Annotated in this window: 22 protein-coding genes; 14 read left to right on the forward strand and 8 right to left on the reverse strand. The window is 74.8% G+C overall.

The genetic code is table 11. The annotated features are described in order from the left end of the window. Window positions 1–6 precede the first annotated feature (6 nt). A complete protein-coding gene (locus WHI96_RS20905) occupies window positions 7–1,362 on the reverse strand; it encodes a maltokinase N-terminal cap-like domain-containing protein (RefSeq protein ID WP_345641709.1) in 1,356 nt (451 codons plus the stop codon). Between the two features lie 394 nt (window positions 1,363–1,756). On the opposite strand from WHI96_RS20905, the gene treS reads away from it, so the two are divergent. Next, window positions 1,757–4,075: a maltose alpha-D-glucosyltransferase gene (treS, locus tag WHI96_RS20910; RefSeq protein ID WP_345641707.1), complete on the forward strand. Its 2,319-nt coding sequence runs from the start codon at window positions 1,757–1,759 to the stop codon at window positions 4,073–4,075. Window positions 4,076–4,136: 61 nt separating this feature from the next. Here treS and WHI96_RS20915 read toward each other — a convergent pair whose 3' ends face one another. Next, a complete protein-coding gene (locus tag WHI96_RS20915; protein ID WP_345641704.1) occupies window positions 4,137–6,128 on the reverse strand; it encodes an alpha-1,4-glucan--maltose-1-phosphate maltosyltransferase in 1,992 nt (663 codons plus the stop codon). A 257-nt stretch (window positions 6,129–6,385) separates the two neighbouring features. On the opposite strand from WHI96_RS20915, the gene glgP reads away from it, so the two are divergent. After that, a complete protein-coding gene (gene glgP, locus WHI96_RS20920; protein ID WP_345641701.1) occupies window positions 6,386–8,959 on the forward strand; it encodes an alpha-glucan family phosphorylase in 2,574 nt (857 codons plus the stop codon). Here glgP and WHI96_RS20925 read toward each other — a convergent pair whose 3' ends face one another. The 3 genes from WHI96_RS20925 to glgX all read right to left on the reverse strand — a co-directional run bounded on the left by WHI96_RS20925 (window position 8,960) and on the right by glgX (window position 12,091). After that, complete coding sequence (locus WHI96_RS20925) at window positions 8,960–9,619, reverse strand: fibronectin type III domain-containing protein (protein ID WP_345641699.1); 660 nt, start codon at window positions 9,617–9,619, stop codon at window positions 8,960–8,962. 161 nt (window positions 9,620–9,780) lie between these two features. Further along, window positions 9,781–10,008 (reverse strand): FmdB family zinc ribbon protein, encoded by a 228-nt coding sequence (locus WHI96_RS20930; RefSeq protein WP_345641696.1) that lies wholly within the window; start codon window positions 10,006–10,008, stop codon window positions 9,781–9,783. 61 nt (window positions 10,009–10,069) lie between these two features. Beyond that, window positions 10,070–12,091 carry a glycogen debranching protein GlgX gene (glgX, locus tag WHI96_RS20935; protein ID WP_345641693.1) on the reverse strand — a complete coding sequence of 674 codons (2,022 nt, stop codon included), beginning with the start codon at window positions 12,089–12,091 and terminating at the stop codon, window positions 10,070–10,072. A gap of 100 nt (window positions 12,092–12,191) precedes the next feature. Between glgX and WHI96_RS20940 the strand changes: the two genes are divergently transcribed. The 9 genes from WHI96_RS20940 (at window position 12,192) to WHI96_RS20980 (ending at window position 20,277) form a co-directional block, all read left to right on the forward strand. Next, on the forward strand, window positions 12,192–12,962 hold the full coding sequence (locus tag WHI96_RS20940; protein ID WP_345641963.1) for an ABC transporter ATP-binding protein: 771 nt from the start codon (window positions 12,192–12,194) through the stop codon (window positions 12,960–12,962). Between the two features lie 171 nt (window positions 12,963–13,133). Next, window positions 13,134–13,913, forward strand: coding sequence for an enoyl-CoA hydratase/isomerase family protein (locus tag WHI96_RS20945; RefSeq protein ID WP_345641691.1), 780 nt, complete (start codon window positions 13,134–13,136; stop codon window positions 13,911–13,913). A gap of 91 nt (window positions 13,914–14,004) precedes the next feature. Beyond that, entirely contained in the window at window positions 14,005–14,961 is a 957-nt protein-coding gene (locus tag WHI96_RS20950; RefSeq protein WP_345641689.1) for a class I SAM-dependent methyltransferase, read from the forward strand. Then, the gene (gene macS, locus WHI96_RS20955; RefSeq protein WP_345641687.1) at window positions 14,958–16,133 is read left to right on the forward strand and encodes a MacS family sensor histidine kinase; all 1,176 of its coding nucleotides are present in this window, start codon (window positions 14,958–14,960) and stop codon (window positions 16,131–16,133) included. Before WHI96_RS20950 ends, macS begins: the two co-directional genes overlap by 4 nt. Then, entirely contained in the window at window positions 16,130–16,783 is a 654-nt protein-coding gene (locus WHI96_RS20960) for a response regulator (protein WP_345641684.1), read from the forward strand. The genes macS and WHI96_RS20960 overlap by 4 nt, the downstream gene beginning before the upstream one ends. Window positions 16,784–16,912: 129 nt before the next feature. After that, window positions 16,913–17,518 carry a DedA family protein gene (locus WHI96_RS20965; protein WP_345641681.1) on the forward strand — a complete coding sequence of 202 codons (606 nt, stop codon included), beginning with the start codon at window positions 16,913–16,915 and terminating at the stop codon, window positions 17,516–17,518. Window positions 17,519–17,589: 71 nt separating this feature from the next. After that, a complete protein-coding gene (locus WHI96_RS20970; protein ID WP_345641678.1) occupies window positions 17,590–18,252 on the forward strand; it encodes a helix-turn-helix transcriptional regulator in 663 nt (220 codons plus the stop codon). Window positions 18,253–18,295: 43 nt separating this feature from the next. Then, window positions 18,296–18,796 carry an ArsR/SmtB family transcription factor gene (locus tag WHI96_RS20975; protein WP_345641676.1) on the forward strand — a complete coding sequence of 167 codons (501 nt, stop codon included), beginning with the start codon at window positions 18,296–18,298 and terminating at the stop codon, window positions 18,794–18,796. An 11-nt stretch (window positions 18,797–18,807) separates the two neighbouring features. After that, window positions 18,808–20,277 (forward strand): serine hydrolase domain-containing protein, encoded by a 1,470-nt coding sequence (locus tag WHI96_RS20980; RefSeq protein ID WP_345641674.1) that lies wholly within the window; start codon window positions 18,808–18,810, stop codon window positions 20,275–20,277. A gap of 49 nt (window positions 20,278–20,326) precedes the next feature. Here the strand turns inward: WHI96_RS20980 and WHI96_RS20985 are convergent, their stop codons facing one another. Together WHI96_RS20985 and WHI96_RS20990 are read right to left on the reverse strand one after the other, a co-directional pair. Beyond that, window positions 20,327–21,265, reverse strand: a complete 939-nt coding sequence (locus tag WHI96_RS20985) for a nucleoside hydrolase (RefSeq protein ID WP_345641672.1) — start codon at window positions 21,263–21,265, stop codon at window positions 20,327–20,329. Window positions 21,266–21,298: 33 nt separating this feature from the next. Then, the gene (locus WHI96_RS20990; protein WP_345641670.1) at window positions 21,299–21,502 is read right to left on the reverse strand and encodes a hypothetical protein; all 204 of its coding nucleotides are present in this window, start codon (window positions 21,500–21,502) and stop codon (window positions 21,299–21,301) included. 80 nt (window positions 21,503–21,582) lie between these two features. Between WHI96_RS20990 and WHI96_RS20995 the strand changes: the two genes are divergently transcribed. From WHI96_RS20995 to WHI96_RS21005, 3 genes are all read left to right on the forward strand, one after another. After that, window positions 21,583–22,302 carry an acyltransferase gene (locus tag WHI96_RS20995; protein ID WP_345641667.1) on the forward strand — a complete coding sequence of 240 codons (720 nt, stop codon included), beginning with the start codon at window positions 21,583–21,585 and terminating at the stop codon, window positions 22,300–22,302. 85 nt (window positions 22,303–22,387) lie between these two features. Further along, entirely contained in the window at window positions 22,388–22,696 is a 309-nt protein-coding gene (locus tag WHI96_RS21000) for a DUF4288 domain-containing protein (RefSeq protein WP_345641664.1), read from the forward strand. Continuing rightward, on the forward strand, window positions 22,693–23,193 hold the full coding sequence (locus WHI96_RS21005; RefSeq protein ID WP_345641661.1) for a hypothetical protein: 501 nt from the start codon (window positions 22,693–22,695) through the stop codon (window positions 23,191–23,193). The genes WHI96_RS21000 and WHI96_RS21005 overlap by 4 nt, the downstream gene beginning before the upstream one ends. 4 nt (window positions 23,194–23,197) lie before the next feature. Here the strand turns inward: WHI96_RS21005 and WHI96_RS21010 are convergent, their stop codons facing one another. Then, window positions 23,198–24,436, reverse strand: a complete 1,239-nt coding sequence (locus tag WHI96_RS21010) for a glycosyltransferase family 4 protein (protein WP_345641658.1) — start codon at window positions 24,434–24,436, stop codon at window positions 23,198–23,200. Window positions 24,437–24,448 lie beyond the last annotated feature (12 nt).

Here is a 24,448-nt window from a genome sequence, read left to right on the forward strand (position 1 = left end):
GACGTGCTACGCGGTGCCGCGCGCGATCGCGGTGAGCGGGATCGGCAGCCAGGTCGGACGGCTGCGGGTCTCGTAGAGCACCTGGTAGACGGCCTTGTCCAGCTCGTAGGCGCGCAGCAGCGCGGCGTGCGCGCGCGGGTCCTCACCGGCGCGGGCGGCGTAGCCGGCGCAGAACGCGTCGCGGTTCGCGGCCGACCAGTCGTGAGCGAGGCGTGCCTCGGTGGTGTCCGAACCGAGACCTGCCCCGGGCGTGTCGGACCGGGTCAGCAGGTGGTGGAAGGCGGCGTAGTCGAAGGAGAACAGCATCCCGACGACGTCGCGCACCGCGGAGTCCGGCGCGCGCCGCTCCTCGGGGGAGGCGGCAGGCTCGCCCTCGAAGTCGATGACCAGCCAGCGGCCGTCCGGGCGGCGCAGGGTCTGCCCGAGGTGCAGGTCGCCGTGCACCCGCTGCACGACGACGGGCGCGCCCAGCGCGGCCACCTCGTCGTAGACGGCGCGGATCGCGGGCACGTGCGGGGCGAGCACCGGCACCTGCTCGGCGACCTCGGTGCACCGCCGGGTCCAGTGCGCCGCCAGCTCGCGCGGGTCGGTCTCGGAGGTGCCGAGCTCGGCGCGCAGCGCGACGTGCACGTCGGCGAGCGCCTCACCGAGCGCGCGGGCGTCGCCGGTGAAGTCGGTCCGGTCGCGCACCGCCGCGGTGGCCCGCTCCCAGCCGTCGTGCGAGCCGGCCGCGAACTCCTGCAGCAGCGCTACGGTGGCGGGCTCGCCGTCGAGGACGCCCTCGATGCCGCCCTGCAGCGCCGCGACCGACGTCGACCCGGCCGCGCGCAGCGCCCGGTGCAGCTCGAGGTCGGGGTTCAGACCGGGGGACAGCCGCCGGTAGACCTTGAGGATGGAGCGCTCGCCCCAGCGGACCGAGGTGTTGGACTGCTCGGCGTCGACGACGCGGCCGGTCTCGGTCAGCGGCAGGACCGCGCCCGGCTCGGGCACGAACGACAGGTCACCGACGGTCGCGCCCTCGGCGATCAGCCGCAGGAGCAGCGCGGTGACGGCCGGGTCGTGCAGGCCGTCGTAGAGGACCTGCCCGTCGTGGTCGCCGATCGGGGCGGCCCCGGCCGGGGCGTGCGGGGCGCGGGCCAGGAGCAGCTGGTAGTGCCGGTCCGGACCGTCGGCGAAGGACACCGCGAGGACCAGCACCTCGAGCACGGTGACGCCCTCGGCGGCGGGCAGCGGGTGCCGCGACGCGACGGCGACACCGGTCAGCGGGCGCCCCTTCTCCGCGAACCAGCGACGCCCGGGCAGCCAGTCGCGCAACAGGTCCGGGAGCGCCGTCAGGTCCTCGGAAGCTCCGGTCGGCCGCACGTGTCGTCCCCCTCCTGCCGGGCGTCCGCCCGGCCTGTGAACACCACCGCGGACCGGTCGCGGCCACCGCCCGCACCACGTCGGAGTACCGGTCGGTGCCACCCGGGCCCGCAGGCGAAAACCCTAACCGGGACAGGCCGACCCGGCCGGGTCAGGAGGTCGGGTGGGCGGTACTGTCCGTGTCGGATCGACCACCCGTCGGTCACGGGCGGTGATCACGCTTCTGTCCGGCATCCCCGTGCCGGGAAACCCATACTGGACGTGGTGCCCGCGGGTACCCCGCGACGGTGCGCACGCGCCCGCGTGCGGATCGCCGTCGCAGGGCGCACCGTGGGCCGGACATGCCCAGAACCTGCCCTGACCTGCCCCCCACAGCGACCGGAGGACCGGCGGCGTGACCGAGCGAGAGCCGAAGGCCGACATCCCCCCGACGATCCCGGAGACCCAGGCCCGGATCGCACCGGCCGATCCGCTCGCCGCCGTCGAACCGGTGCCCGCCGAGGCCGAGCACGTCCCGGAGCCACCGGACGTGAACTTCGCCGAGTACTACCACGAGGCGCGTCCGCGCACGCTGCGTCACCGCGCCCGGGTGCGGTCCACGGTGCGGCGCCGGTCGGTGTCGCAGGACGGCCCGGCGTCGGGGGAGAACCCGGTCTACGTGTCGTGGCTGCTGTCCCAGTCGATGCTCGGCCACGCCGACGAGCTGGCCCGCCAGTTCTCCGGGCAGGGCTCGATGTGGCAGAACCCCTACGCCAGCCCCGGCCCGCGGCACGCGGTCGAGACGGCGTCGGTGTGGTTCACCGCCTACCCGATCTCGCTGATCACCGCCTCCGGCGAGTCGTTCCTGGCGGCCCTGGGCAACGAGGCGCTGTGGCAGGCGTTCGAGACGATCGGCATCGAGGGTGTCCACACCGGGCCGGTGAAGAAGGCGGGCGGACTCTCGGGCTGGCAGCCCACCCCGAGCGTCGACGGCCACTTCGACCGCATCTCCAACGAGCTCGACCCGGCCTTCGGCACCGAGGACGAGTTCCGCGCGATGTGCGCGACCGCCACCTGGCACGGCGGCACGATCATCGACGACATCGTCCCCGGCCACACCGGCAAGGGCCCGGACTTCCGGCTCGCCGAGCTCGCCTACGGCGACTACCCGGGCATCTACCACATGGTCGAGATCGAGCAGTCCGACTGGGGGATGTTGCCGGACGTGCCGCCGGGGAAGGACTCGGCCAACCTCGACGCCGCGACCGAGGAGGCGCTGGAGAAGGCCGGCTACATCGTCGGCCGGCTGCAGCGGGTCATCTTCTACCGCGAGGGCGTGAAGGAGACCAACTGGTCGGCGACCGGCGAGGTCACCGGCGTCGACGGCGTCGTGCGGCGCTGGGTGTACCTGCACTACTTCAAGGACGGCCAGCCGTCGGTCAACTGGCTGGACCCGACCTTCGCGGGCATGCGGATGGTCATCGGCGACGCCCTGCACTCGCTGGCCGACCTCGGCTCGGGTGCGCTGCGCCTGGACGCGAACGGCTTCCTCGGCGTGGAGAAGGCGGGCTCCGGGAACCCCGGCTGGTCCGAGGGGCACCCGTTGTCGGAGGCCGCGAACCACCTCATCGCGAGCATGGTGCGCAAGGTCGGCGGGTTCACCTTCCAGGAGCTGAACCTGACCGTCGACGACATCAAGGTCACCTCCGAGGCGGGAGCGGACCTGTCGTACGACTTCATCAACCGCCCCGCCTACCACCACGCGCTCGCGACCTCGGACACCGAGTTCCTGCGGCTGACCCTGCGCACCGCGCTGGATCTGGGCGTCGACCCGGCGTCGCTGGTGCACGCGCTGCAGAACCACGACGAGCTGACCTACGAGCTCGTGCACTGGACCGCGGGCCACACCGACGAGCTCTTCCACTTCCGCGGCGAGGACATGCGCGGCGGGGATCTGGCCGACACGATCCGCCGCGACCTGTGCGACGTCCTCACCGGACCGGACGCGCCGTACAACCTGATCTTCACGACGAACGGGATCGCCTGCACCACCGCGACCGTCATCGCCGCCTCGCTCGGCATCTCCGCGCTCGACGACATCGGCCCCGACGACGTCGAGCGCATCCGGCGGGTGCACCTGCTGCTGGTCATGTTCAACGCCTTCCAGCCCGGGGTGTTCGCGCTGTCGGGCTGGGACCTGCTGGGCATGCTGACGCTGCCGCCGGACTCGGTCTCGGACCTGCTGAACTCCGGGGACACCCGGTGGATCTCGCGGCCGGCGCACGACCTGATGGGGCACCGGCCGGACGCCGAGCGCTCCTCGTCGGGGATGCCCCGCGGGCGCAGCCTCTACGGGTCGCTGCCCGACCAGCTGACCGAGGAGACCAGCTTCGTCCGCCAGATGCAGGCGATCCTGGCCGTGCGCAAGCGCTCCGGGGTGGCGACGGCCCGCCAGGTCGACGTGCCGGACGTGTCGCACCGCGGCCTGCTGGTGATGGTGCACCTGCTCGACGACGACCGGACCAGCGTGACCGTCCTGAACTTCGCCGACGAGCAGGTGGACGCATTCGTGCGGTCCGAGCACCTGGCGCCGGGAGCGACGGTCACCGACCTGTTCTCCGGCGAGACCGTCGGCACCGTCGACGACCTCAACGGGTTCCGGATCGGGATGGCCCCGTTCCGGGCGACCGCCGTGGTCCTGGAGCCCCCGGCCGAGGACGCGGGAGCCGCCTGAGCCCTACCGCATGAACGGGCCCCTCGTACGAGGGGCCCGTTCGTGCGACGAGGGGTGGGGCTCAGAGCAGCGGGGGCTGCGCCGGCAGCGCGATCACGTGCGCGACGTGGTCGGTCGGAACCAGCCGCACGAAGTTGTACTCGCCCCAGCGGTAGGACTCGCCCGACACCTCGTCGTGCACCTCGACGACGTCGGTGTAGCGCAGCCCCAGCGCCGGCATGTCCAGCTTCAGGGTGCCCTGCTGCGGCGCGTGCGAGTCCAGCGTGCACACCACGAGCACCTGGTCGCCGGTGGACGGGTCCACCTTGGAGAAGGCGATGATGTGCTCGTTGTCCACCTCGTGGAAGTGGATCTCGCGCAGCTGCTGCAGCGCCGGGTGCGCGCGGCGGATCTCGTTGAGCCGGGTCAGGTACGGCTCCAGCGAACGGCCCTGGTTCAGCGCCGACTCGAAGTCCCGCGGCCGCAGCTCGTACTTCTCCGAGTCGAGGTACTCCTCGCTGCCCGGCTTGACCGGGGTGCCCTCGTAGAGCTCGAAGCCGGAGTAGACGCCCCAGGTCGGCGCCATCGTCGCGGCCAGGGTCGCCCGGATCGCGAACATCGCCGGGCCGCCGGTCTGCAGCGACTCGTGCAGGATGTCCGGGGTGTTGGTGAACAGGTTCGGACGGCACTCGTCGGCGTGCTCGGCGTGCATCGTCGCGAAGTCGGCGAGCTCCTCCTTCTCCGTCCGCCACGTGAAGTACGTGTAGGACTGGGTGAAGCCCAGCCGCGCGAGCCCGAACAGCCGGGCCGGGCGGGTGAACGCCTCGGCCAGGAACAGCACCTCCGGGTGGGTCCGCTTGACCTCCCAGATCAGCCAGTGCCAGAAGTTCGGCGGCTTGGTGTGCGGGTTGTCGACGCGGAAGATCGTCACCCCGTGCTCGACCCACTTCAGCACCACGCGCAGGCACTCGGCGTAGATGCCCGCCGGGTCGCGGTCGAAGTTCAGCGGGTAGATGTCCTGGTAGCGCTTCGGCGGGTTCTCCGCGTAGGCGATGGTGCCGTCCGGGCGGACGGTGAACCACTCCGGGTGCTCGGTGACCCACGGGTGGTCCGGGGCGCACTGCAGCGCCAGGTCGAGTGCGACCTCCATGCCCAGCTCGTTCGCCCGCGCGACGAACGCGTCGAAGTCGTCGAAGTCGCCCAGCTCGGGGTCGATCGCGTCGTGCCCGCCCGCGGCCGAGCCGATCGCCCACGGGGAGCCGACGTCGCCCGGCTCGGCGTGGGTGGAGTTGTTGCGGCCCTTGCGGTGCACCGTGCCGACCGGGTGGATCGGCGGCAGGTAGACGACGTCGAAGCCCATCCGCGCGACGCGGTCGAGCTCCTTCGACGACGTCGCGAACGTGCCGTGCACCGGGCGGCCGGTCTCGTCGCGCCCGCCGGTGGAGCGCGGGAAGAACTCGTACCAGGACCCGTACAGCGCGCGGGGCCGGTCGACGAAGATCGTCCGCTCCGGGCCGCGGGTGATGAGCTCCCGGACGGGACGCTCGACCATGATCGCGACGACGGCGTCGAACAGGGCGGGGGCGACCCGCGCGCGCAGCGGCAGCGCGGTGTCCCGCAGCGTGTTCGCGGCGCCGAGCAGCAGGTCGCGGCTGTCCTTCTCGGCCGGACGGCGCCCCACCCTGGCGAGCAGCCGGGCGCCGACCTCCAGGTCGTTCGCCAGCTCCTCGGCCGTCTGGCCCGCGGCGATCTTCTTCTCCACGCCCGAGCGCCAGGTCGCCCACGGGTCGCTCCACGCGTCGACGCGGAAGGTCCAGCGACCCTCGGCGTCGGGGCGGACCCAGGCCACGAAGCGGTCGGTGCCCACCCCGTCGGGCTGCATCCGCACGTACTGCGCGTCGCCCGGCGTCCCGTCGGCCGACAGCGGGGTGAACACGACGTTCGCCGCGACGGCGTCGTGTCCCTCCCGCCACACGGTCGCCCGGATCGGGACGACCTCGCCGACCACGGCCTTGGCCGGGTCTCCGCTCTCCACGAACGGGGTCACGTCGTCGATTCCGAGCCGACCGGTCATCGGCTGCACCCCCAGGAAATTGTCACCGTCGGTAGAAGTCCCACCAGAGTCGAGACGGTCAGTCTGACGCCGCCACGTCACCTGTCGCCACACCCGCGGGACCATCGGCGTGAACGGATCGGAACGGATGTGGACGGAACCGATTCGACGTGCACGGACCCACCGGTCCCGCGGCAGTGCGACCCTACCGGTGGGACCCGGTCCCGGCCGGGCGGGACACCGCGTGCGTGTCGGGGTTCCCGGCTACCCTCGCGGCCGTGAGAGCCCTCCGTCGTTTCACCGTCCGTGCCCAGCTCCCCGCTCCGCTCGCGCCGCTGCAGACACTGGCGACGAACCTGCGGTGGACCTGGCACGCGCCGACCCGGGACCTGTTCGCCTCCCTCGACCCCGCCGCCTGGGACGCGAGCGGGCAGGACCCGGTCCGCCTGCTCGGCGAGATCCCCACCGGGCGGCTCGCCGAGCTCGCCGCGGACGACGCGGTCGCCGCCGAGGTCGCCGAGCGGGCCGCGGAGCTGGAGACCTACCTGTCCGAGCCGCGCTGGTACGACGAGGCCGACGGCGCCGGCAGGCCGTCGGCCGTCGCCTACTTCTCGATGGAGTTCGGCGTCTCGGAGGTGCTGCCCAACTACTCCGGCGGTCTCGGCGTGCTCGCCGGCGACCACCTGAAGGCCGCCTCGGACCTGGGTGTTCCGCTCGTCGCGGTGGGGCTGCTGTACCGGTCGGGGTACTTCCGTCAGTCCCTGTCGCTCGACGGCTGGCAGCTCGAGCACTATCCGGCGATCGACCCACAGGGGTTGCCGCTGCAGCTGCTCACCGACGCCTCCGGCGCGCCGGAGCTCGTCGAGGTCGCGATGCCGGGGGACCGCACGCTGCACGCGCGGATCTGGCAGGCCGCGGTCGGGCGGGTCCCGCTGCTGCTGCTCGACACCGACATCGAGGAGAACGCCGGCTCCGACGGCGGGGCAGACCTGCGCGGGGTCACCGACCGGCTCTACGGCGGCGACCAGAACCACCGCATCCAGCAGGAGATCCTGATCGGTGTCGGCGGGGTCCGCGGGGTCCGCGCGTTCTGCCGGCTCACCGGGCACCCGACGCCGGAGGTCTTCCACACCAACGAGGGCCACGCCGGGTTCCTCGGCTGCGAGCGGATCCGCGAGCTGTGCACCGGCTCGGCGGTGTCGTCCAACGGCGCGGGACCGGCGACGGCGTCCGCGTCGTCCGGCGGGCTGGACTTCGACGAGGCGCTCGCCGCGGTCCGCGCGGGCACGGTGTTCACCACCCACACCCCGGTGCCCGCCGGGATCGACCGGTTCGGCCTGGACCTCGTGCGGCACTACCTCACCGACCGGTTGCTGCCGGGCCTGCCGACCGACCGGCTCCTCGCGCTCGGCGCCGAGGAGGATCCGGCGACGTTCAACATGGCGCACATGGGTCTGCGCCTCGCCCAGCGCGCCAACGGCGTCTCCCGGCTGCACGGGACGGTGTCGCGGGAGATGTTCGGCGGGCTGTGGGCCGGCTTCGACCGCGAGGAGGTGCCGATCGGCTCGGTCACCAACGGCGTGCACGGCCCCACCTGGGAGGCCCACCAGGTCACCGAGCTGCTCGGCGAGCCCGGGAGCAGCACCGCCGAGGTGTCCGACGCCGACGTGTGGGGCCTGCGCAACACGCTGCGGTCCCGGCTGGTCGACGAGGTCCGCCGCCGGGTGCGCGCCGCCTGGCTGGAGCGCGGCGCGTCCGAGCCGGAGCTGGGCTGGACCGACCACGTCTTCGACCGCGACGTGCTCACCGTCGGCTTCGCCCGCCGGGTCCCGACCTACAAGCGGCTCACGCTGATGCTGCGCGACGCCGACCGGCTCCGCAGCCTGCTGCTCGATCCGCACCGGCCGGTGCAGCTCGTCGTCGCGGGGAAGTCGCACCCCGCCGACGACGGCGGCAAGGCGCTCATCCAGCAGATCGTGCGCTTCGCCGACGACGCCGGCGTGCGCCACCGCATCGTCTTCCTGCCCGACTACGACATGTCGATGGCCCGCTACCTCTACTGGGGCTGCGACGTCTGGCTGAACAACCCGCTGCGCCCGCTGGAGGCCTGCGGCACCTCCGGCATGAAGTCCGCGCTCAACGGCGGGCTGAACCTGTCCATCCGCGACGGCTGGTGGGACGAGTTCTACGACGGCGCCAACGGCTGGGCCATCCCCACCGCCGACGGCGTCGAGGACCCGACCCGGCGCGACGACCTCGAGGCCAACGCGCTCTACGAGCTGATCGCCACCCAGGTCGGCCCGGCGTTCTACGACCGCGTCGACGGCGTCCCGCACCGCTGGGTGGAGATGGTGCGCCACACGCTGACCACGCTGCGCCCCAAGGTGCAGGCCACCCGGATGGTGCGGGAGTACGTGCAGGACTGGTACACCCCGGCCGCGCGCGCCGCCGCCGACGCGGCCGCCTCGGACTACGCCGTCGCCCGCGACATCGCGCAGTTCCGGGCCCGGCTGAACAAGGCGTGGAACCACGTCCGGATCACCGGCGTCGACGCGTCCGGGCTGCCCGACACCCCGGTCGTCGGGTCGCCGATGACGGTCCGGGCGGGGGTGGACCTGGCCGGGCTGGACCCGTCGGACGTGACGGTCGAGGCCGTCGTCGGGCGGGTCGACACCTCCGACGAGCTGGCGGACCCGGTGACCGTCGCGATGGAGCACCGCGGCGACGGGTCCTGGGAGGTCGCCGTGCCGCTGCCGCACGCGGGGCTGACCGGGTACACGGTGCGGGTGCTGCCGCACCACCCGCACCTGGCGTCGTCGGTCGAGCTGGGGCGGATCGTCCTGGCGGGCTAGCTAGCGCAGCGTGGTCCGGCTCGTGGTGCGCTCACCCCGCGGGGCGACGGTGGTCAGCGCGAGCTCCCGCGGTCCCGGGGGCAGCGCGCCGACCACGATGTCCTGGGTGGTGGCGTCGCCGCCGCAGGTGCCCGACCAGAGCACCCGGCCGGCCGTCGCGAGCGTGCAGGGCCCGGAGACGTACGGGTCGACCGGGGCCTCGCGGTCGGCGCGCACGTGCACGGTGCCGTCGGCGGCGCGGGCCGCGGTGATCGACATCGTGAGGGCGCACGGGGCCTGCTCGCCGAACGTGGTGAGGACGGCGGGCCCCGGCTCGGACCGGCTCTCGTCGACGTCGCGGGTCACCGCGCGCACCGACACCGTGAACGGCGCGAGGCAGTAGTCGCCGTACACCGGGGCGCTGGTGGTGGTCTCGGTCGAGGCGGAGTGGAGGACGGCGCCCGCGTGGTCGCGGACCTCGACGTCGTAGTGGGTGCGCAGGGCGCCCTCGTTCCCGACGGGCGGGGACCAGGACACCTGCAGGCCGAGGCCGCGGGCGCCGCCGCCGGGTACGGGGGAGACCTGCAGGGACTGCACCGGGCCGGGCGCCGTGAGCGCCTCGGCCGGGGGCGACGGCGGGGCGGGGGTCGCCGCCGTCGTGAGCAGGGCGGTGGTGGCCACGGCGGCGACGGCGATGGCGGCACGGAGAAGACGGGGGAGCGATCGGGGCACGTGGACTCCCGTTCCACGGGGACAGAGGCACCCGGGGTATCGGAGCAGTATCGCCCTACGTCACACGATGGAGCGGAATACGCCCGTTCGGCCTAGCAGCGATGTCGCGTTCAGCTACCGCAGCACCCGCCGCCGCAGCAGCCCCCGCCGCCACCGGCCGGGGCCATCGCGGGCCGCGGCGCGGCACCGGACCGGCCGCCGAGCGCGATCGTCGAGAGCAGCTTGACGGTGTCCGCGTGCCCGTGCGGGCAGTCCGCCGGGTCCGACGACGCGGCCATCGGCCGTTCGACCTCGAACGTCGTGCTGCACTCGCGGCAGCGGAACTCGTAGCGCGGCATGCGCGGAGCCTACGCCGCACGCCCGGCCCGTCCCAGCCTCGCGGCCACCCCGGACCGCCGGTCAGCGGCTGCGCAGCAGGCGTACCGAACGGGGCGGCAGGACGACCGTCGCCCCGGCGTCGAGCGGGGTGGTGTCGGCGGGGGTGCCGTCGGGCGCGGTCGAGTCCAGGACCGGGTCGAAACCGTGGTCGCTGGGCAGCACGCAGTCGGCGGGCTCGTCGCCGGCGTGCAGGACCAGCAGCCAGTAGTCGGCCAGCAGCAGCGCGAGGGTGCGGCGGCCGCCGTCGTGCCAGTCGCCGGGCTCCATCGGCCGCCCGGACGGGTCCCACCAGAGGACCTCGCCGTCGACGTAGAACTGGTCGCGGTGCAGCACCGGGGACTCGCGGCGCAGCGCGGCGACCTTGGCGGTGAACGCCTCCATCGCCGCGGTCTCGTCGGTGCGGGTCCAGTCCACCCAGGAGGTCTCGTCGTCGCGGCAGTAGGCGTTGTTGTTGCCGCCCTGGGTGCGCCAGCGCTCGTCGCCGCCGGTGATCATGGGGGTGCCGATCGACAGCAGCAGCGTCGCCATCATCGCCCGGGCCGTGGCCTGCCGGGCGGCGCGGATGCCGGCGTCGTCGGTCGGGCCCTCGGCGCCGTGGTTCTGCGAGCGGTTGTCGTCGGTGCCGTCGCGGTTGTTCTCGCCGTTGCCCTCGTTGTGCTTGCGCTCGTAGGACACGAGGTCGCGCAGGGTGAAGCCGTCGTGGGCGGTGACGAAGTTGACCGAGGCCCACGGGCGACGCCCGGAGAGCTGGTAGATGTCGGAGCTGCCGGTCAGCCGCGACGCCAACTCGGCGACGCCGCCGTGGCCGCGCCAGAAGTCGCGCACCGCGTCGCGGTAGCGGCCGTTCCACTCCGACCAGGCGACGCCGAAGCCGCCGACCCGGTAGCCCTCGCCGGTCGCGTCCCACGGCTCGGCGATCAGTTTGCAGGTCGACAGCGTGGGGTCCTGCGCGATCGCGGTGAGCAGCGCGGAGTCCGGCGAGAACGGGCCCGACCGCGGGCGGCCGAGCACCGAGGCGAGGTCGATCCGGAACCCGTCGACGCCGTAGGCGTGCACCCAGTGCCGCATGGCGTCGCAGACCAGCCGGATCACCGTGGGGGAGCCGGCGTCGAGGGTGTTGCCGGTGCCGGTGATGTCGGCGTCGTGCCCGGACCCGCCGAGCGAGTAGTACGCCGGCGCGTCGAGGCCGCGGTAGGACAGGGTGGTGCCGCCGACCCCGCCCTCGCAGGTGTGGTTGGGGACGATGTCGAGGATGACCTCGATCCCGGCCGCGTGCAGGGTGTCGACGAGGTAGCGGAACTCGGCGACCTCGTTGCCGGGGTCCGAGGCGTAGCCGGCGTGCGGGGCGAGGAAGCCGAGCGTGGCGTAGCCCCAGTAGTTCGACGCGCCCCGCTCCAGCAGCGGCGGCTCCGGCGCGTTGGCCTGCACCGGGAGCAGCTCGACGGCCGTCACCCCGGTGCGCTGCAGTTGCGCGATGACCGCCGGGTGGGCCAGCCCGAGGTAGGTGCCGCGGTGCGCCTCGGGCACCTCGGGGTGGAGCGTCGTCCAGCCGCGCACGTGGATCTCCGAGATCACCGTCTCCGACCACGGCACGTCCGGGCGGGGCGGGCGGGGTGCGGCGTCGGTGGCGGTGACGACCGACAGCGGCACCGACCCGAGCGAGTCGACGGTGCTGGGCTGACCCGACATTGGGTCGCCGTCCCACCCGCGGGCGGCGACGACGTCGGTGACGGTGCCGGTGATCCGCGCGGCGTAGGGGTCGACGAGGATCTTGTGCGGGTTCGCTCGCAGCCCCTCGAACGGCCGGTACCCACCGTGCACGCGGTAGCCGTAGCGCTGGCCCGGCCGCACCCCGGGCACGTGCCCGTGCCAGACGCCGAAGGTGTGCTCGCGCAGCTCGAACCGCCGCTCGGTGAGACCACCGCCCGTACCGTCGGCGGTGCCGTCGACCAGGCACACCTCGACGGTCTCGGCGCTGGTGGTGGCGACCGCGAAGCGGGTCCCGTGGTCGTCGGGGTGGGCACCGAGGGGGAAGACAGGCACGATCGGCCAGGATAGGGGGGTGACTTCGCCCCGAACCCCGTCCGCGCCCGGTGTCACACCCGTTTCCACCCCGATCGACGACGAGGACGTGGTCGTCGGGATGGACGGCGCCACCGTCCGCCGCGGCGACACCACCCTGCTCGACGCCGTCGACTGGCGGGTCGAGCTCGACGAGCGCTGGGTCGTCCTCGGTCCGAACGGCGCCGGCAAGACGACCATGCTCCGCCTCGCGGGCGCCGAACTGCACCCGACCGCCGGCACCGTCTACGTGCTCGGTGAGCGCCTGGGCCGGGTCAACGTCTTCGAGCTCCGCACCCGGATCGGTCTCACCTCGGCCAACCTGGGCGTCCGGATCCCGGGCGACGAGATCGTCTCCGACGTCGTCGTCTCCGCGGGCTACGCGGTCCTCGGACGCTGGCGCGAGGAGTACGAGCGCGACGACACCGGCCGCGCCGAGCAGCTGCTGGGCCAGCTCGGGATGGCGGGGTTCGCCGGGCGCGCGTACGGGACGCTGTCCGAGGGGGAGCGCAAGCGGACCCTGATCGCCCGCGCGCTGATGACCGACCCGGAGCTGCTGCTGCTCGACGAGCCCGCCGCCGGGCTGGACCTCGGCGGCCGCGAGGACCTCGTCACCCGGCTCGCCGACCTCGCCGACGACCCGTACGCCCCGGCGTCGGTGCTGGTCACCCACCACGTCGAGGAGATCCCCCCGAACTACAGCCACGGCCTGCTGCTGCGCGAGGGCCGGGTGGTCGCCGCCGGGCTGCTCGACGAGGTCATGACCTCCGGGCCGCTCAGCGAGACGTTCGGGCTGCCGCTGACCGTGGAGCGCCGCGCCAACGGCCGGTTCACCGCCCACCGGCGCGACTGACTCCCACCCGCCGCCCCGTCCCACCCGGCGGCGTCCGCCGCGGCGACCTGTCTCCGCCCGTGGCGACCGTCGCGCGGGTCGCCGGCCGCCGTGCCGGGTCGCCACACCGGGCGGCAGTCGGGGGGCGGATCACACCCGTCCGGGGTGCCCTCGCCGACTAGGGTCCGGCACGTGACCGAATTCGTGAGCCTGTCCGTGGACGAGGGCGTCGGGACGATCCGGATCGACCGCCCGCCGATGAACGCCCTGAACCGCCAGATCCAGGGTGAGCTGCTGGAGGTGGCCGACGAGGCAGCCACCCGCGCCGACGTGCGTGCCGTCGTCGTCTACGGCGGGGAGAAGACCTTCGCCGCGGGGGCGGACGTCAAGGAGATGGCGTCGATGTCCTACGCGGACATGACGCTGGTGGCCCGCAAGCTGTCCGCCGGGCTGGGCGCGATCTCGACGATCCCGAAGCCGACCGTCGCCGCGGTGACCGGCTTCGCCCTCGGCGGCGGCCTGGAGGTCGTGCTCGGCGCCGACCGCCGCATCGCGGGCGACAACGTCAAGCTCGGCTTCCCCGAGATCCTGCTCGGCATCTTCCCCGGCGGCGGCGGCACCCAGCGCGCCGCGCGGCTGATCGGGCCGGCGCGCACCAAGGACCTGATCTACACCGGCCGGCTGGTCAAGGCCGACGAGGCCCTGGCGATCGGGCTCGTCGACGAGGTCGTCCCGGCCGACGAGGTCTACACCCGGGCCGTCGCCTGGGCGACGCAGTTCACCGCGGGCCCCGCCCTGGCCTACGCCGCGGCGAAGGCGGCCATCGACAACGGCCTCGACACCGACCTGCGCACCGGCCTGGACATCGAGTCCGCGCTGTTCGCGGGCGTGTTCGCCACCGACGACGCGAAGGCCGGCACGGCCAGCTTCGTCGAGAACGGCCCCGGCAAGGCCACCTTCACCGGCCGCTGAGCCGCCGCTGAGCCGCACCGCCCCCGCCCGGACGAGCGACGCGCCCGGGCGGGGAGCAGGTCGGCGGCCGTGTTCTGCGAAACTCCTGCTCATGAGTTCGGACCCGGCGCCCACCCCGCACGCCACCGCCGAGCAGGTCGAGGCGGCCTGGCACGACCCGAAGCTCGCCAACGTGCTCTACCACGACTGGGAGGCGGGCACCTACGACGAGAAGTGGTCGATCAGCTACGACGAGCGCTGCATCGACTACGCCGCGGGCCGCTTCCGCGCCGCGGCCCCGTGGGACGGCCGCCCCTACCTGCGTGCCCTGGAGCTGGGCAGCGGCACCGGGTTCTTCCTGCTCAACCTGATGCAGGCCGGCGTCGCCGACCGCGGCGTCGTCACAGACCTGTCCCCGGGCATGGTCGCCGCCGCCACCCGCAACGCCGAGCACCTCGGGCTGGAGGTGGAGGGCGCCGTCGTCGACGGCGAGCGCATCCCGTTCCCCGACGACAGCTTCGACCTCGTGGTCGGGCACGCGGTGCTGCACCACATCCCCGACGTCGAGGCCGCGCTCCGCGAGGTCCTGCGGGTGCTGGAGCCGGGCGGGCGGTTCGTGTTCGCGGGCGAGCCCACCACCGTCGGCGACGCCTACGCCCGCAGGCTCGGGCAGTGGACCTGGAAGGCCACCACCACCCTGACGAAGCTCGGCCCGCTGCGGGGCTGGCGCCGCCCGCAGCACGAGCTCGACGAGTCCTCCCGCGCCGCCGCGCTCGAGTCGGTCGTCGACATCCACACCTTCGACCCGGCCGACCTGGAGGCCACCGCCCGGCGCGCGGGCGCCGAGGGCGTGCGGGCGCACACCGAGGAGTTCGCCGCGGCCGTGCTGGGCTGGCCGGTGCGGACCTTCGAGGCCGCCGTCCCGCCCGGCAAGCTCGGCTGGAACTGGGCGATGTTCGCCTACCACGGCTGGCAGCGGCTGTCCTGGCTCGACGAGCACGTCCTGAACCGGGTCGTGCCGCGCAGCTGGTTCTACAACGCCCTGATCACCGGCACCAAGCCGAGATGAGCGATCGGCCCCGGCGCGGCGCGCTGTCGGTCAGCACGGACGACGTGGAGCACCCGCTGGAGCCGTTCTGGCGCGGCGTCATCGCCTACCGCCTGCTGACGCTGCTCACCGTCGTCGGTGTGACGATCTACCACCTGCGCACCGGCTACGAGCGCCCGCTCGCCGCGGTCGGCGTGCTCGTCGTCATGGCGGTGTGGACGGCCGTCACGTCCTGGGGCTACCTGGGCGGGCTGCCCGGTGCGCCGGACCGGCGCGGCCGGCTCGCGCTGGCCGACCTCGGCGTCTGCGTCGCGATCATGGCGACGACACCGCTGGTCGTCCGGGTCGCCCACCTCGACGAGGGCGGCCCCGGGATGGGGTCGATCTGGACCTCCGGTGCGGTGCTGGCCTGCGCGGTCGCGTTCCGGATCACCGGCGGTGTGCTGGCCGCCGCCGTGATCTCGGCGGCGCTGGTGCTGTCCAAGCAGCGGTTCGGGGTGCTGGAGCTGGGCGACATGCAGCTGCTCCTGCTGGCCGGGCTGACCGTCGGGTTCGCCGCGCACGTGCTCGACCGCACCGCCGCGCGGCTGCGCCGCCTCGTCGCCGAACAGGCCGCCACCGCCGAGCGCGAGCGGCTCACCCGCGCCGTGCACGACGGCGTCCTGCAGGTGCTGGCGCACGTCCAGCGCCGCGGCGCGGAGCTGGGCGGCGGGGCGACCGAGCTCGGCGTGCTCGCCGGGGAGCAGGAGACCGCGCTGCGTGCGCTGCTGTCCGGGCCGGGGACCACCGACGCGTCTGGGCTCCGCGACCTCGCCGCCGCGCTACGGATCCTCGCCTCGGACCGGGTCACCGTCTCGGCCCCGGGACACCCGGTCGAGCTGGGCGGGCCGGTCGTCGACGAGGTGGAGGGCGCGGTGCGGGCCGCGCTCGCGAACGTCGCGCTGCACGCCGGCCCGGCCGCGCGCGCGTGGGTGCTGGTCGAGGAGCTGCCCGGGGCGGTCGAGGTCAGCGTCCGCGACGACGGCCCCGGCATCCCCGAGGGCCGCCTCGCCGAGGCCGAGGCGCAGGGCCGGTTGGGGGTGTCCCGCTCCATCCGTGGCCGCGTCGGCGACGTCGGCGGGACACTGACGCTGGACACCGGACCGGACATCGGGACCGAATGGGTCATCCGGGTCCCCAGGGAGGACACATGAGCATCCGGGTGATGGTCGTCGACGACCACCCGATCTGGCGCGAGGGCGTGGCCCGCGACCTCGCCGAGCGCGGCCTCGACGTCGTCGCGACGGCCCCGGACGCGCCCGCGGCCGTCCGGATCGCGACGGCCGTGCGGCCGGACGTGATCCTCATGGACCTCAACCTGGGCGCGACCTCCGGCGTGGACGCGATCGCCGCGATCGGGCAGCAGAGCCCGGACAGCCGCGTGCTGGTGCTGTCGGCCTCCGGCGAGCACGCCGACGTCCTGGAGGCGGTCAAGGCCGGTGCGCTCGGCTACCTGGTGAAGTCCGCCGGGGTCGACGAGCTGCTGGAGGCGATCCGGCGCACCGCCGACGGTGTCGCCGTGTTCACCCCGGGGCTGGCCGGGCTGGTGCTGGGGGAGTACCGGCGGCTCGCCGACGCCCCGCGCCCCGCCGACGGCGCGCCCGCCGTCCCGGCGCTCACCGAGCGCGAGACCGAGGTGCTGCGCCTGGTCGCGAAGGGCATGACGGCCAAGCAGATCGCGGCGAGGCTCGTCGTCTCGCACCGGACCGTCGAGAGCCACGTGCAGAACACCCTGCGCAAGCTCCAGCTGCACAACCGCAGCCAGCTCGTCCGCTACGCCATCGAGCAGGGCCTGGCGGACTGAGCGCCCGGGGGCGGTGCCGCGGCTGCGGTGAACGGCCCCGCACACGTAACGGGGGCCACCCCCATCACGAACAGGTCACGGGACCGGGCACACTCGGCTCCGCCCCGCCGCTCGATTTCCGGAGAGCCCGTGACCGACCCGAGCGCCCTGATCGGGTACCTGCTCCAGAGCCCCTGGCTGGTGCCCCTGCTCGCCGTCGCCGTGATGTGCGACGGGCCGTTCCCGTTCCTGCCGAGCGAGCCGGTGCTGTTCAGCGCCACGGCCGCCGCGCTGGCGGACGGTGACCGGTGGCGGATCGCGGCCCTGTTCGGCGCCGCGGTGGTCGGGTCCCTGCTCGGCGACGCGGTGCTCTACGGCGCCGGACGCAGCTCCCACTCGGTCGTCCGAGGCGCCCGTCGCGGTGACGGGATCGGCGCCTGGGTCCGCCGCCACCTGCACCGCCGACCGGTCGCCGCGCTGGTCGCGACCCGGCTGCTGCCCGGCGGACGGCTGGCGAGCGTGTCCGCGGCAGGCCGGGTCCGGCTGCCGCTGCGCGCGTTCCTGCCCGCGACCGTCGTGAGTGCGCTGGTGTGGAGCACCTGGATGACCGGCATCGGCGTCCTGGTCGGGCCGATCACGCGCGGTGACCCGCTGATGTCGGTGCTCGCCGGGGTCGTCCTCGCGGCGCTCGTCGCCTCCGCGGCGGCCGCGGCCAAGGCGCTGCTGCGGCTGCGCCGCCCCGTCGTCGCGGTCTGACGGCCACCCGACCCGTTCGCGTCGAACCGGCGCGTTCCGCGCCGTTCGGACGGCCTGCTGTGCTGCGGCACATGGCAAGCTGGGCCGTCCGGACGAACGGGGCGGGGAGAACTGAGGACGTGCACGACGACGGCGACCGGGTCTCGGCGGTGGCGGTGGGGCGGCCGGTGGTGCCGCCGGGGGTCGAGGTGGTGGCCCACGTGCCGCCCGCGCCCGCCGAGGGTGCCGCGGCCGCGGTCGACCGCGCCCGGCCGGGTCTGGTCCTGGTCGACCTGACCGGCCCCGAGGGTGTGGCGCCCGCGGTGATCGCCGCCGTGCTCGCCCGTGTGCCGGACGCGGCGGTGCTGGCCGTCGCCGGTGCGGTCGCCGACCACGCCCGGGTCCTCGACGCGGTACGGGCCGGGGCGACCGGCGTCGCGACGAGTGCCGACCCCCGGGAGCTGGCCGCCGTCGCCGACGCGGCCGCGGCCGGGCGGCCCGCGTTCTCCCCGGGGCTGGCCGACGTCGTCCTGGAGTCGGTCGCGGCCCCCACACACGCGGTACCGGAGCTCAGTGCGCGCGAGTCCGAGGTGCTGCGGCTGGTGGTCGAGGGGCTCACCGCCAAGCAGATCGCGGCCCGGCTCGTGCTGTCCCCGCGCACGGTCGAGAACCACGTGCAGCGGCTGCTGCGCAAGTTCGAGGTGCCCGGCCGCGCGGCCCTCGTCCGGCACGCCATCGAGTACGGGCTCGCGTGAACCGTCGTTTGTGCGTTTCCACGTACTTCCGTACTTTGGTGGCGTGACCGACCTCGACGCCCGGCTGCGCGCCGTGGAACGCGCCGTCGCGGACCTGCAGGACGCGCTCCGTCCGGCCGGCGGGGACACCCCGGCGGCGCCCGCGGACGACGTCCTCTGGGCGCTGACGGAGCTGGAGGGCCGCAGCCCCGGCGCGGTGCTGATGGCGGGCAGCGTCACCGTCCCCGGCGCCGGTGAGGTCCGCTGGCAGTACGCCCGCCCCGGTGCGGCCCTGCTCGACGCCGACTGGTCCGAGCTCAGCGGCACCCTCGACGCGCTCGCCCACCCCGCGCGGCTGGCGATCCTGCAGCACGTGCTGGGCGGGGTGCACGGCACCGCGCAGCTGCTGGAGCAGCCCTCGGTCGGCACGACCGGGCAGCTGCACCACCACCTGCGTCAGCTCGTCGCCGCCGGGTGGCTGGCCTCGACCCGCCGCGGCCACTACGAGGTGCCCGCCGCCCGCGTCGTCCCGCTGCTGGTCACCGTCCTGGCCGCGCACCGCTGAGAGGACCCGCCATGACCGCCACCCCCTCCACCTCGACGACCGCCGGGGCCGGGCGCCGCATCGGGATCGTCGCCGCCGTCGTCGCCGTGCTGGCGGTGCTCGTCGGCGCGGTCGCCGGCCCCGAGCACCGACGGCTCGGTCCGCAGACCACCGGCGACCCGGCCCTGGCCGAGCGGGTCCGGGCCGCGGCGGGTGGGCACGACGGCTACCGGTCGCTCGCCGTCGCCGAGGTCACGCCGACGACGGTCACCACCGCCGGGCTCGGCCCCGCCGACGCCGGGGCCCCCTTCGAGATCGGGTCGGTCACCAAGACGTTCACGGCCGCGTTGTTCGCCGACGCCGTGACCCGCGGCGAGGTGCGTCCCGACGACCCGCTCGAGCGCGCGCTGCCGGAGCTGGCGGGCACCCCGGCAGGCGCGGTCACGCTCGCCTCGCTCGCCCAGCACCGCTCCGGGCTGCCGGCGCTGGGGGCGACCGCCGCCGCCCGGTCCCCGGCCACGACGGTGAACCTGAACCCGTACTCCTCGACGACCACCGCGCAGCTCCTCGACGACGCCCGCACCGCCGCGGTCGACCCGCAGCAGCCGCCCACGTACTCCAACGTCGGCGTCGCGCTGCTCGGGACCGCACTCGTCCGCGCCGCCGGCGCCGCCGGCTACCCGCAGCTGGTCGCGGAGCGGATCACCGGCCCCCTCGGCATGACCTCGACGACCTTCGCCGCCGGCGACGCGCAGATCCCGGACACCGCGGTCCCCGGGCACCGCGACAACGGCCGCCCCGCGCCCCGCTGGGCCGGCGAGGGCTACCTGCCCGCCGGGAGCTCCACCTTCTCGACCGTCGACGACCTCGCGCGCTGGGCGCGGGCCCAGCTCACCGGCGCCGCACCGGGGACCGGCGCGCTGACCCCGACCGCGCAGGACGACCCCGGCACGTCGATCGGCTGGATCTGGGTGACCAGCGGGGCCACCGGCGCCGACGGCGCCCGGCACCCCTACGTCTGGCACAACGGCGGCACCGCCGGGTTCAGCAGCATGCTCGCCCTCGACCGCGACGGCGGGCGGGCCGTCGTCGTGCTCGGCGACACCACCGCCGGGGTCGAGCCGGTCGCCCGCACCCTGTTGTTCGGCACCCCCCCGTCCGACGGCGGCGCGGGCCCGCTCGCGTGGGCGCCGGTCGCGGTCGCGGCACTGTTCTCGCTGCTCGCGCTGCGCCGTGCGCTGCGGGAGGGTGCGCTGCTGCCGATCGCCGACGGCCTGCTGACCGCGGTGTTCGGGCTGGTGCTGCTGTGGAACCGGGGCCCGTGGTCCTCGGTCGGCGGTTGGGTGTGGGGTCTCGTCCTCGCTCCGGCCGCGGCCGCGCTGGCGGTCGCCGTGGTGCGGGGCCGCACGCTGCCGCTGTGCCGGCCCGGGCACGCCGTCACGGCGTGGGCCGGGCTCGGGTTCTCGGTGCTGCTCGTGGCCGTCGCGGTGTGGGCGGGCTGAGACGGGCGGTGGCCGCGGGGCGCGATGGTGCGCCTCGGGGAGTGCGCGGCTACGGACGCGACGTGAGCCGGGCCAGCGCCGCGTCGAGGACGGCCGGCACGTCCGGCGCGGACAGCACGTCCACCGGGCGGGTGCCGGGTTCGGCGGGCACGGTCGCCCCGCGGGCCGGGCCGAACCCGGTGTCCACGGTCAGCGCCGTCGGCGTCGGTGTCAGCGACCCGGGTGCGACGCACTCCAGCAGCGCCGTCGCGTCGTGCAGGGCGACGGCGTCGCGGCCGTAGCGTTCCCGGTAGAACCGCATGTACGGGGCGATCATCGCGGCCAGCTCGGCGCCGACCGGGTCGGCGTCGCCCAGTACGGCGACCCACTCCGGGCCCGCGGCACAGCCCAGCGTGGTCTCCAGGGGCACCAGCGCGACCGGCACGGAGCCCTCGCCGGGGTCCTGGGCCAGGACGCGGTGCGCGGCCTCCGGGTCGGCGTGGACGTTGAACTCGGCGGCACCGGTGACGTTCCCGCCGCCGATCGCCCCGCCCATGACGACGACCCGCTCGATCCGTCCCGCCAGGTCCGGGCGCGCGGCGAGCAGGATCGCGGTGTCGGTGAGCGGGCCGATCGAGGCGATCGTGACCGGCTCGGTCGCCTCCTCCAGCACCCGCGCCATGAGGGCGACCCCGGCCCCGGCCACCGGCGCGACCGGCTCCGGCAGCGCCGCGGCGCGCCCGCCGAGCCCGTCGGAGCCGTGCACGTGCCCGGCCCGCCGCTCGCGCCGGTGCACCAGCGGCCGGGCGGCGCCGACCCCCAGCGGGACGTCCGGTCGTCCGGCGAGGGCGAGCAGCCGTCCGGCGTTGGGCAGGGTGGCGTCCAGGCCGACGTTGCCGAACGTGGCGACGACGGCCCGGACGTCCACCTCGGGACTGCGCAGGGCCAGCACGAGCGCGACGGCGTCGTCGACACCGGGGTCGGTCGAGATGATCAACGGGCGGGGCACGCCGGCGAGCCTACGACCGGCCCGCCGGGACGTTCACTCGCTGCGGGTGGGCTCGTCCTCGTGCTCGGCCTCGACCTCGCGGGCGGCCGCTCCGGTGGCCCCGGAGTCGTCGGTCGTCGCGTCGGGGCGGGGGTTGCCCGCCTTGTCGGCGTCGGCGCGGGAGGTGCCGCCGCCTCCGGAGGTCAGTTCGTCGGTACCGACGTCGGTGCCGTCGTCGGGCTGGCGGTGGTCGCTCACGGGCGGACCTCTCGGATGGGGGACGTGGTCCCCGGGAGGTACCCGTCGCCGGAGGGGTGCACACGCCTAGGGTCTGACGGGTGCGCCGTCCGCCGATCCCCGACGCCGACCCGGAGCAGGCGAAGCTGTTCAGCCTCACCTCGCTGCGCTGGATCCTGCGCCACCGTGCGTACAGCCCCTGGTACCTGCGGCGGTACTGGCGGCTGGCGAAGCTGCGGCTGCGGCAGCCGCACGTCGTGCTGCGCGGCATGGTGTTCCTGGGCAGGGACGTGACGATCGAGGCCCGTCCCGGGTTCGGCCGGCTCGAGATCGGCCGCTGGGTGCACATCGGCGACGGCACCGCCCTGCGCTGCCACGAGGGTTCGATGCGGATCGGCGACAAGGTCGTGTTCGGCCGGGACAACACCGTCAACTGCTATCTCGACGTCGAGATCGGCGCGACGACGCTGGTCGCCGACTGGGTCTACGTCACCGACTTCGACCACCGCACCTCCGACGTCCGGCGTCCGATCAAGGACCAGGGAATCGTGAAGTCGCCGGTCCGGATCGGCGAGGGCTGCTGGCTCGGGGTGAAGACCTCGGTGCTGCGCGGCACCCGGATCGGCCCGGGCAGCGTGCTCGGGGCGCACGCGGTCGCGCGGGGGGACATCCCCGCGGAGTCGATCGCCGTCGGGACCCCGGCCCGGGTGGTGCGCGACCGGCGGGCCGACTACGAGGCCGCCGCCGCCGAGCGCGCGGCCGTCGCGGACATGGCGCGCAAGGCCGACCGGGCCCTGCAGGCCCGGCTCGACCGGGCCTGAGCCGGCGGCACCCCGGGCGATCCCCGAGAGGGGCCGGGGTGCGACCCGGATGTCCGGTCCCGGACGGGGCCCTAGCGTCGGCGGCATGCGACACGTCGCGATCCTGCTGTTCGCCGCCCACCGACCCGGGGCGAGCCCGCTCTACGAGGAGACGGTCGCGCTCCTGGAGGTGCCGCCGGGTGCGGAGCCCCGGACGGTCGCGCTCGCCCACGCACGGGCCGCCGGGACGAGCTACCGAGCCATCGACGGCGAGCAGGTCACCGTGCGTCTGCTGGAGGTGGTCGACGTCGCGCCCGCGCTGACCGACGGGGACGGCGACCTGTATTCCCGGCACTTCCGCGACCTGGGCGCCTACCGCGCGTTCGAGCCGATGCTCGACGGGGAGCCGCTGTGACCGTGCGGCGGCTCTGGACCTTCCAGCGGCTCCCGCGGATCGCGCGCCTGCGTCGGACCGGTGTCCTGCGTACGACCTGGGACGAGCTGAACGACGACGAGCGCGACCGGTACCCGGCGATGGTGGCGGCCATGCTCGCCGGTGGAGTCGACACGGGAGGGCATCCACCGATCTGGGCCTGGTCGCCGCGCCCGACCCTGCTCGACGCCTGCGCGTTGTTCGACCCGGAACACGAGCTGAGCAAGGGGATCGCAACCGTCGAGTTCGACGCGCCCGTGTCCTCGACCTACGACTCCTGCTACGGCTCGTGGAACGACCACCTCGCCGACCGGTTCGACGACCCGGACGCCCGCTGGACGCCGACACCGCCGTCGCCTTCGTCGCACGAGCCCGTGCAGGTCTGCCTCCCGCTGCTGCGGGCCGAGTGGGTCCGCGCCGTCCGGGAGCTGCCCCGGTCGGGCTGGGACGGCACGATCCGGCTCGAGGAGCCGGCGTGACCGGTCAGGCGCCGAACAGGTTCCCGGTGGGGATCTTCGGGCGGGGGAGCTCCCGCGGCCCGGCCGCGGTGGCGCCGGCGTAGATGCGGGCGGTGTGCCCGGCGATGACCGGCCAGGCGAAGTCGGTGCGCAGCCGGGCCCGGGCGGCGCGGGCCCGGCGGCGGGCGGCGGCCGGGTCGGCCAGCGCGCGGTCGACGGCGTCGGCGATCCCGGGGACGTCGCCGGGGGCGAACCCGAGTCCGGTCTCGCCGTCGCGGACCAGCTCGCCGAGCCCGCCCGCGGTCGAGGCGACGAGCGTCGCGCCCACCGCGGCGGCCTCCAGCGCGACGATCCCGAACGGCTCGTAGCGGCTCGGCAGCACGACGGCGTCGGCGCCGCGCAGCAGGGCGGTCAGCTCGCCGTCGGGCAGGTGGCCGAGGAAGGTCACCGAGCGGGTCACGCGGTGCCGCGCGGCGCGCTCGGCCAGCATCTCCTGCTGTGTCCCGGTCCCGGCGACGAGCAGCCGGGTCCCGCGGTGCCGCCGCCGGATCCGGGGCAGCGCCGCGATCAGGTCCTGGACGCCCTTCTCGTACTCCAGACGTCCGAAGTAGACGATCCGTGGCCCGTCGCCGGCGTGTGCGGGGGCGGCGGCACGGGAGCGCCAGCGACGCGGGTCGATGCCGTTGTGCACCACGTGGACGGCGGCCGGGTCGAGGTCGTGCAGTGCCGAGACCTCGGTGCGCATCGCGCCGGAGCAGGTGATGACCTCGTCCGCACGCTGCGCGAGCCACCACTCGGTGGAGTGCACCTGCCGGTTCAGCGGCCCCGGCAGCCAGCCGGAGTGCCGGCCCGCCTCGGTGGCGTGCACGGTCGCGACCAGCGGGACCCCGAGGACGTCGGCGAGCGCGATCGACGGGTGCGCGACGAGCCAGTCGTGGGCGTGCACGACGTCCGGCCGCCAGCCCGGCAGCAGTGCGGTCAGTGCGTGGCGCAGCATCGCGTGCCCCATCGCGAGCGTCCACGCGACCAGGTCGGTGGCGAACTCCAGCTCCGGCGGGTCCTCGGCCACCCGCAGCACCCGCACCCCGTCGACGGTCCCGGTGCGGGTCGGGTGGGTCTCGGCGTCGGTGCCGGTGGGGGCCCGGGACAGCACGACGACCTCGTGCCCGGCCGCGACGAGCTCGCGGGACAGCGCGTGCACGTGCCGGCCCAGCCCGCCGACGACGACCGGCGGGAACTCCCAGCTGACCATCAGCACCCGCATCGCTCGATCCTG

Source organism: Pseudonocardia tropica (assembly GCF_040105315.1).
Classification (GTDB): Bacteria; Actinomycetota; Actinomycetes; order Mycobacteriales; family Pseudonocardiaceae; genus Pseudonocardia; species Pseudonocardia alni.

Coding starts and splice junctions, on each gene's coding strand:
- WHI96_RS20940 (WP_345641963.1), top strand. CDS start 12,192: ATGGACGGCGCCACCGTCCGCCGCGGCGACACCACCCTGCTCGACGCC.
- WHI96_RS20960 (WP_345641684.1), top strand. CDS start 16,130: ATGAGCATCCGGGTGATGGTCGTCGACGACCACCCGATCTGGCGCGAG.
- macS (WP_345641687.1), top strand. CDS start 14,958: ATGAGCGATCGGCCCCGGCGCGGCGCGCTGTCGGTCAGCACGGACGAC.
- WHI96_RS20930 (WP_345641696.1), bottom strand. CDS start 10,008: ATGCCGCGCTACGAGTTCCGCTGCCGCGAGTGCAGCACGACGTTCGAG.
- WHI96_RS21010 (WP_345641658.1), bottom strand. CDS start 24,436: ATGCGGGTGCTGATGGTCAGCTGGGAGTTCCCGCCGGTCGTCGTCGGC.
- WHI96_RS20970 (WP_345641678.1), top strand. CDS start 17,590: ATGGCAAGCTGGGCCGTCCGGACGAACGGGGCGGGGAGAACTGAGGAC.
- WHI96_RS20980 (WP_345641674.1), top strand. CDS start 18,808: ATGACCGCCACCCCCTCCACCTCGACGACCGCCGGGGCCGGGCGCCGC.
- WHI96_RS20915 (WP_345641704.1), bottom strand. CDS start 6,128: ATGACCGGTCGGCTCGGAATCGACGACGTGACCCCGTTCGTGGAGAGC.
- WHI96_RS20950 (WP_345641689.1), top strand. CDS start 14,005: ATGAGTTCGGACCCGGCGCCCACCCCGCACGCCACCGCCGAGCAGGTC.
- WHI96_RS21000 (WP_345641664.1), top strand. CDS start 22,388: ATGCGACACGTCGCGATCCTGCTGTTCGCCGCCCACCGACCCGGGGCG.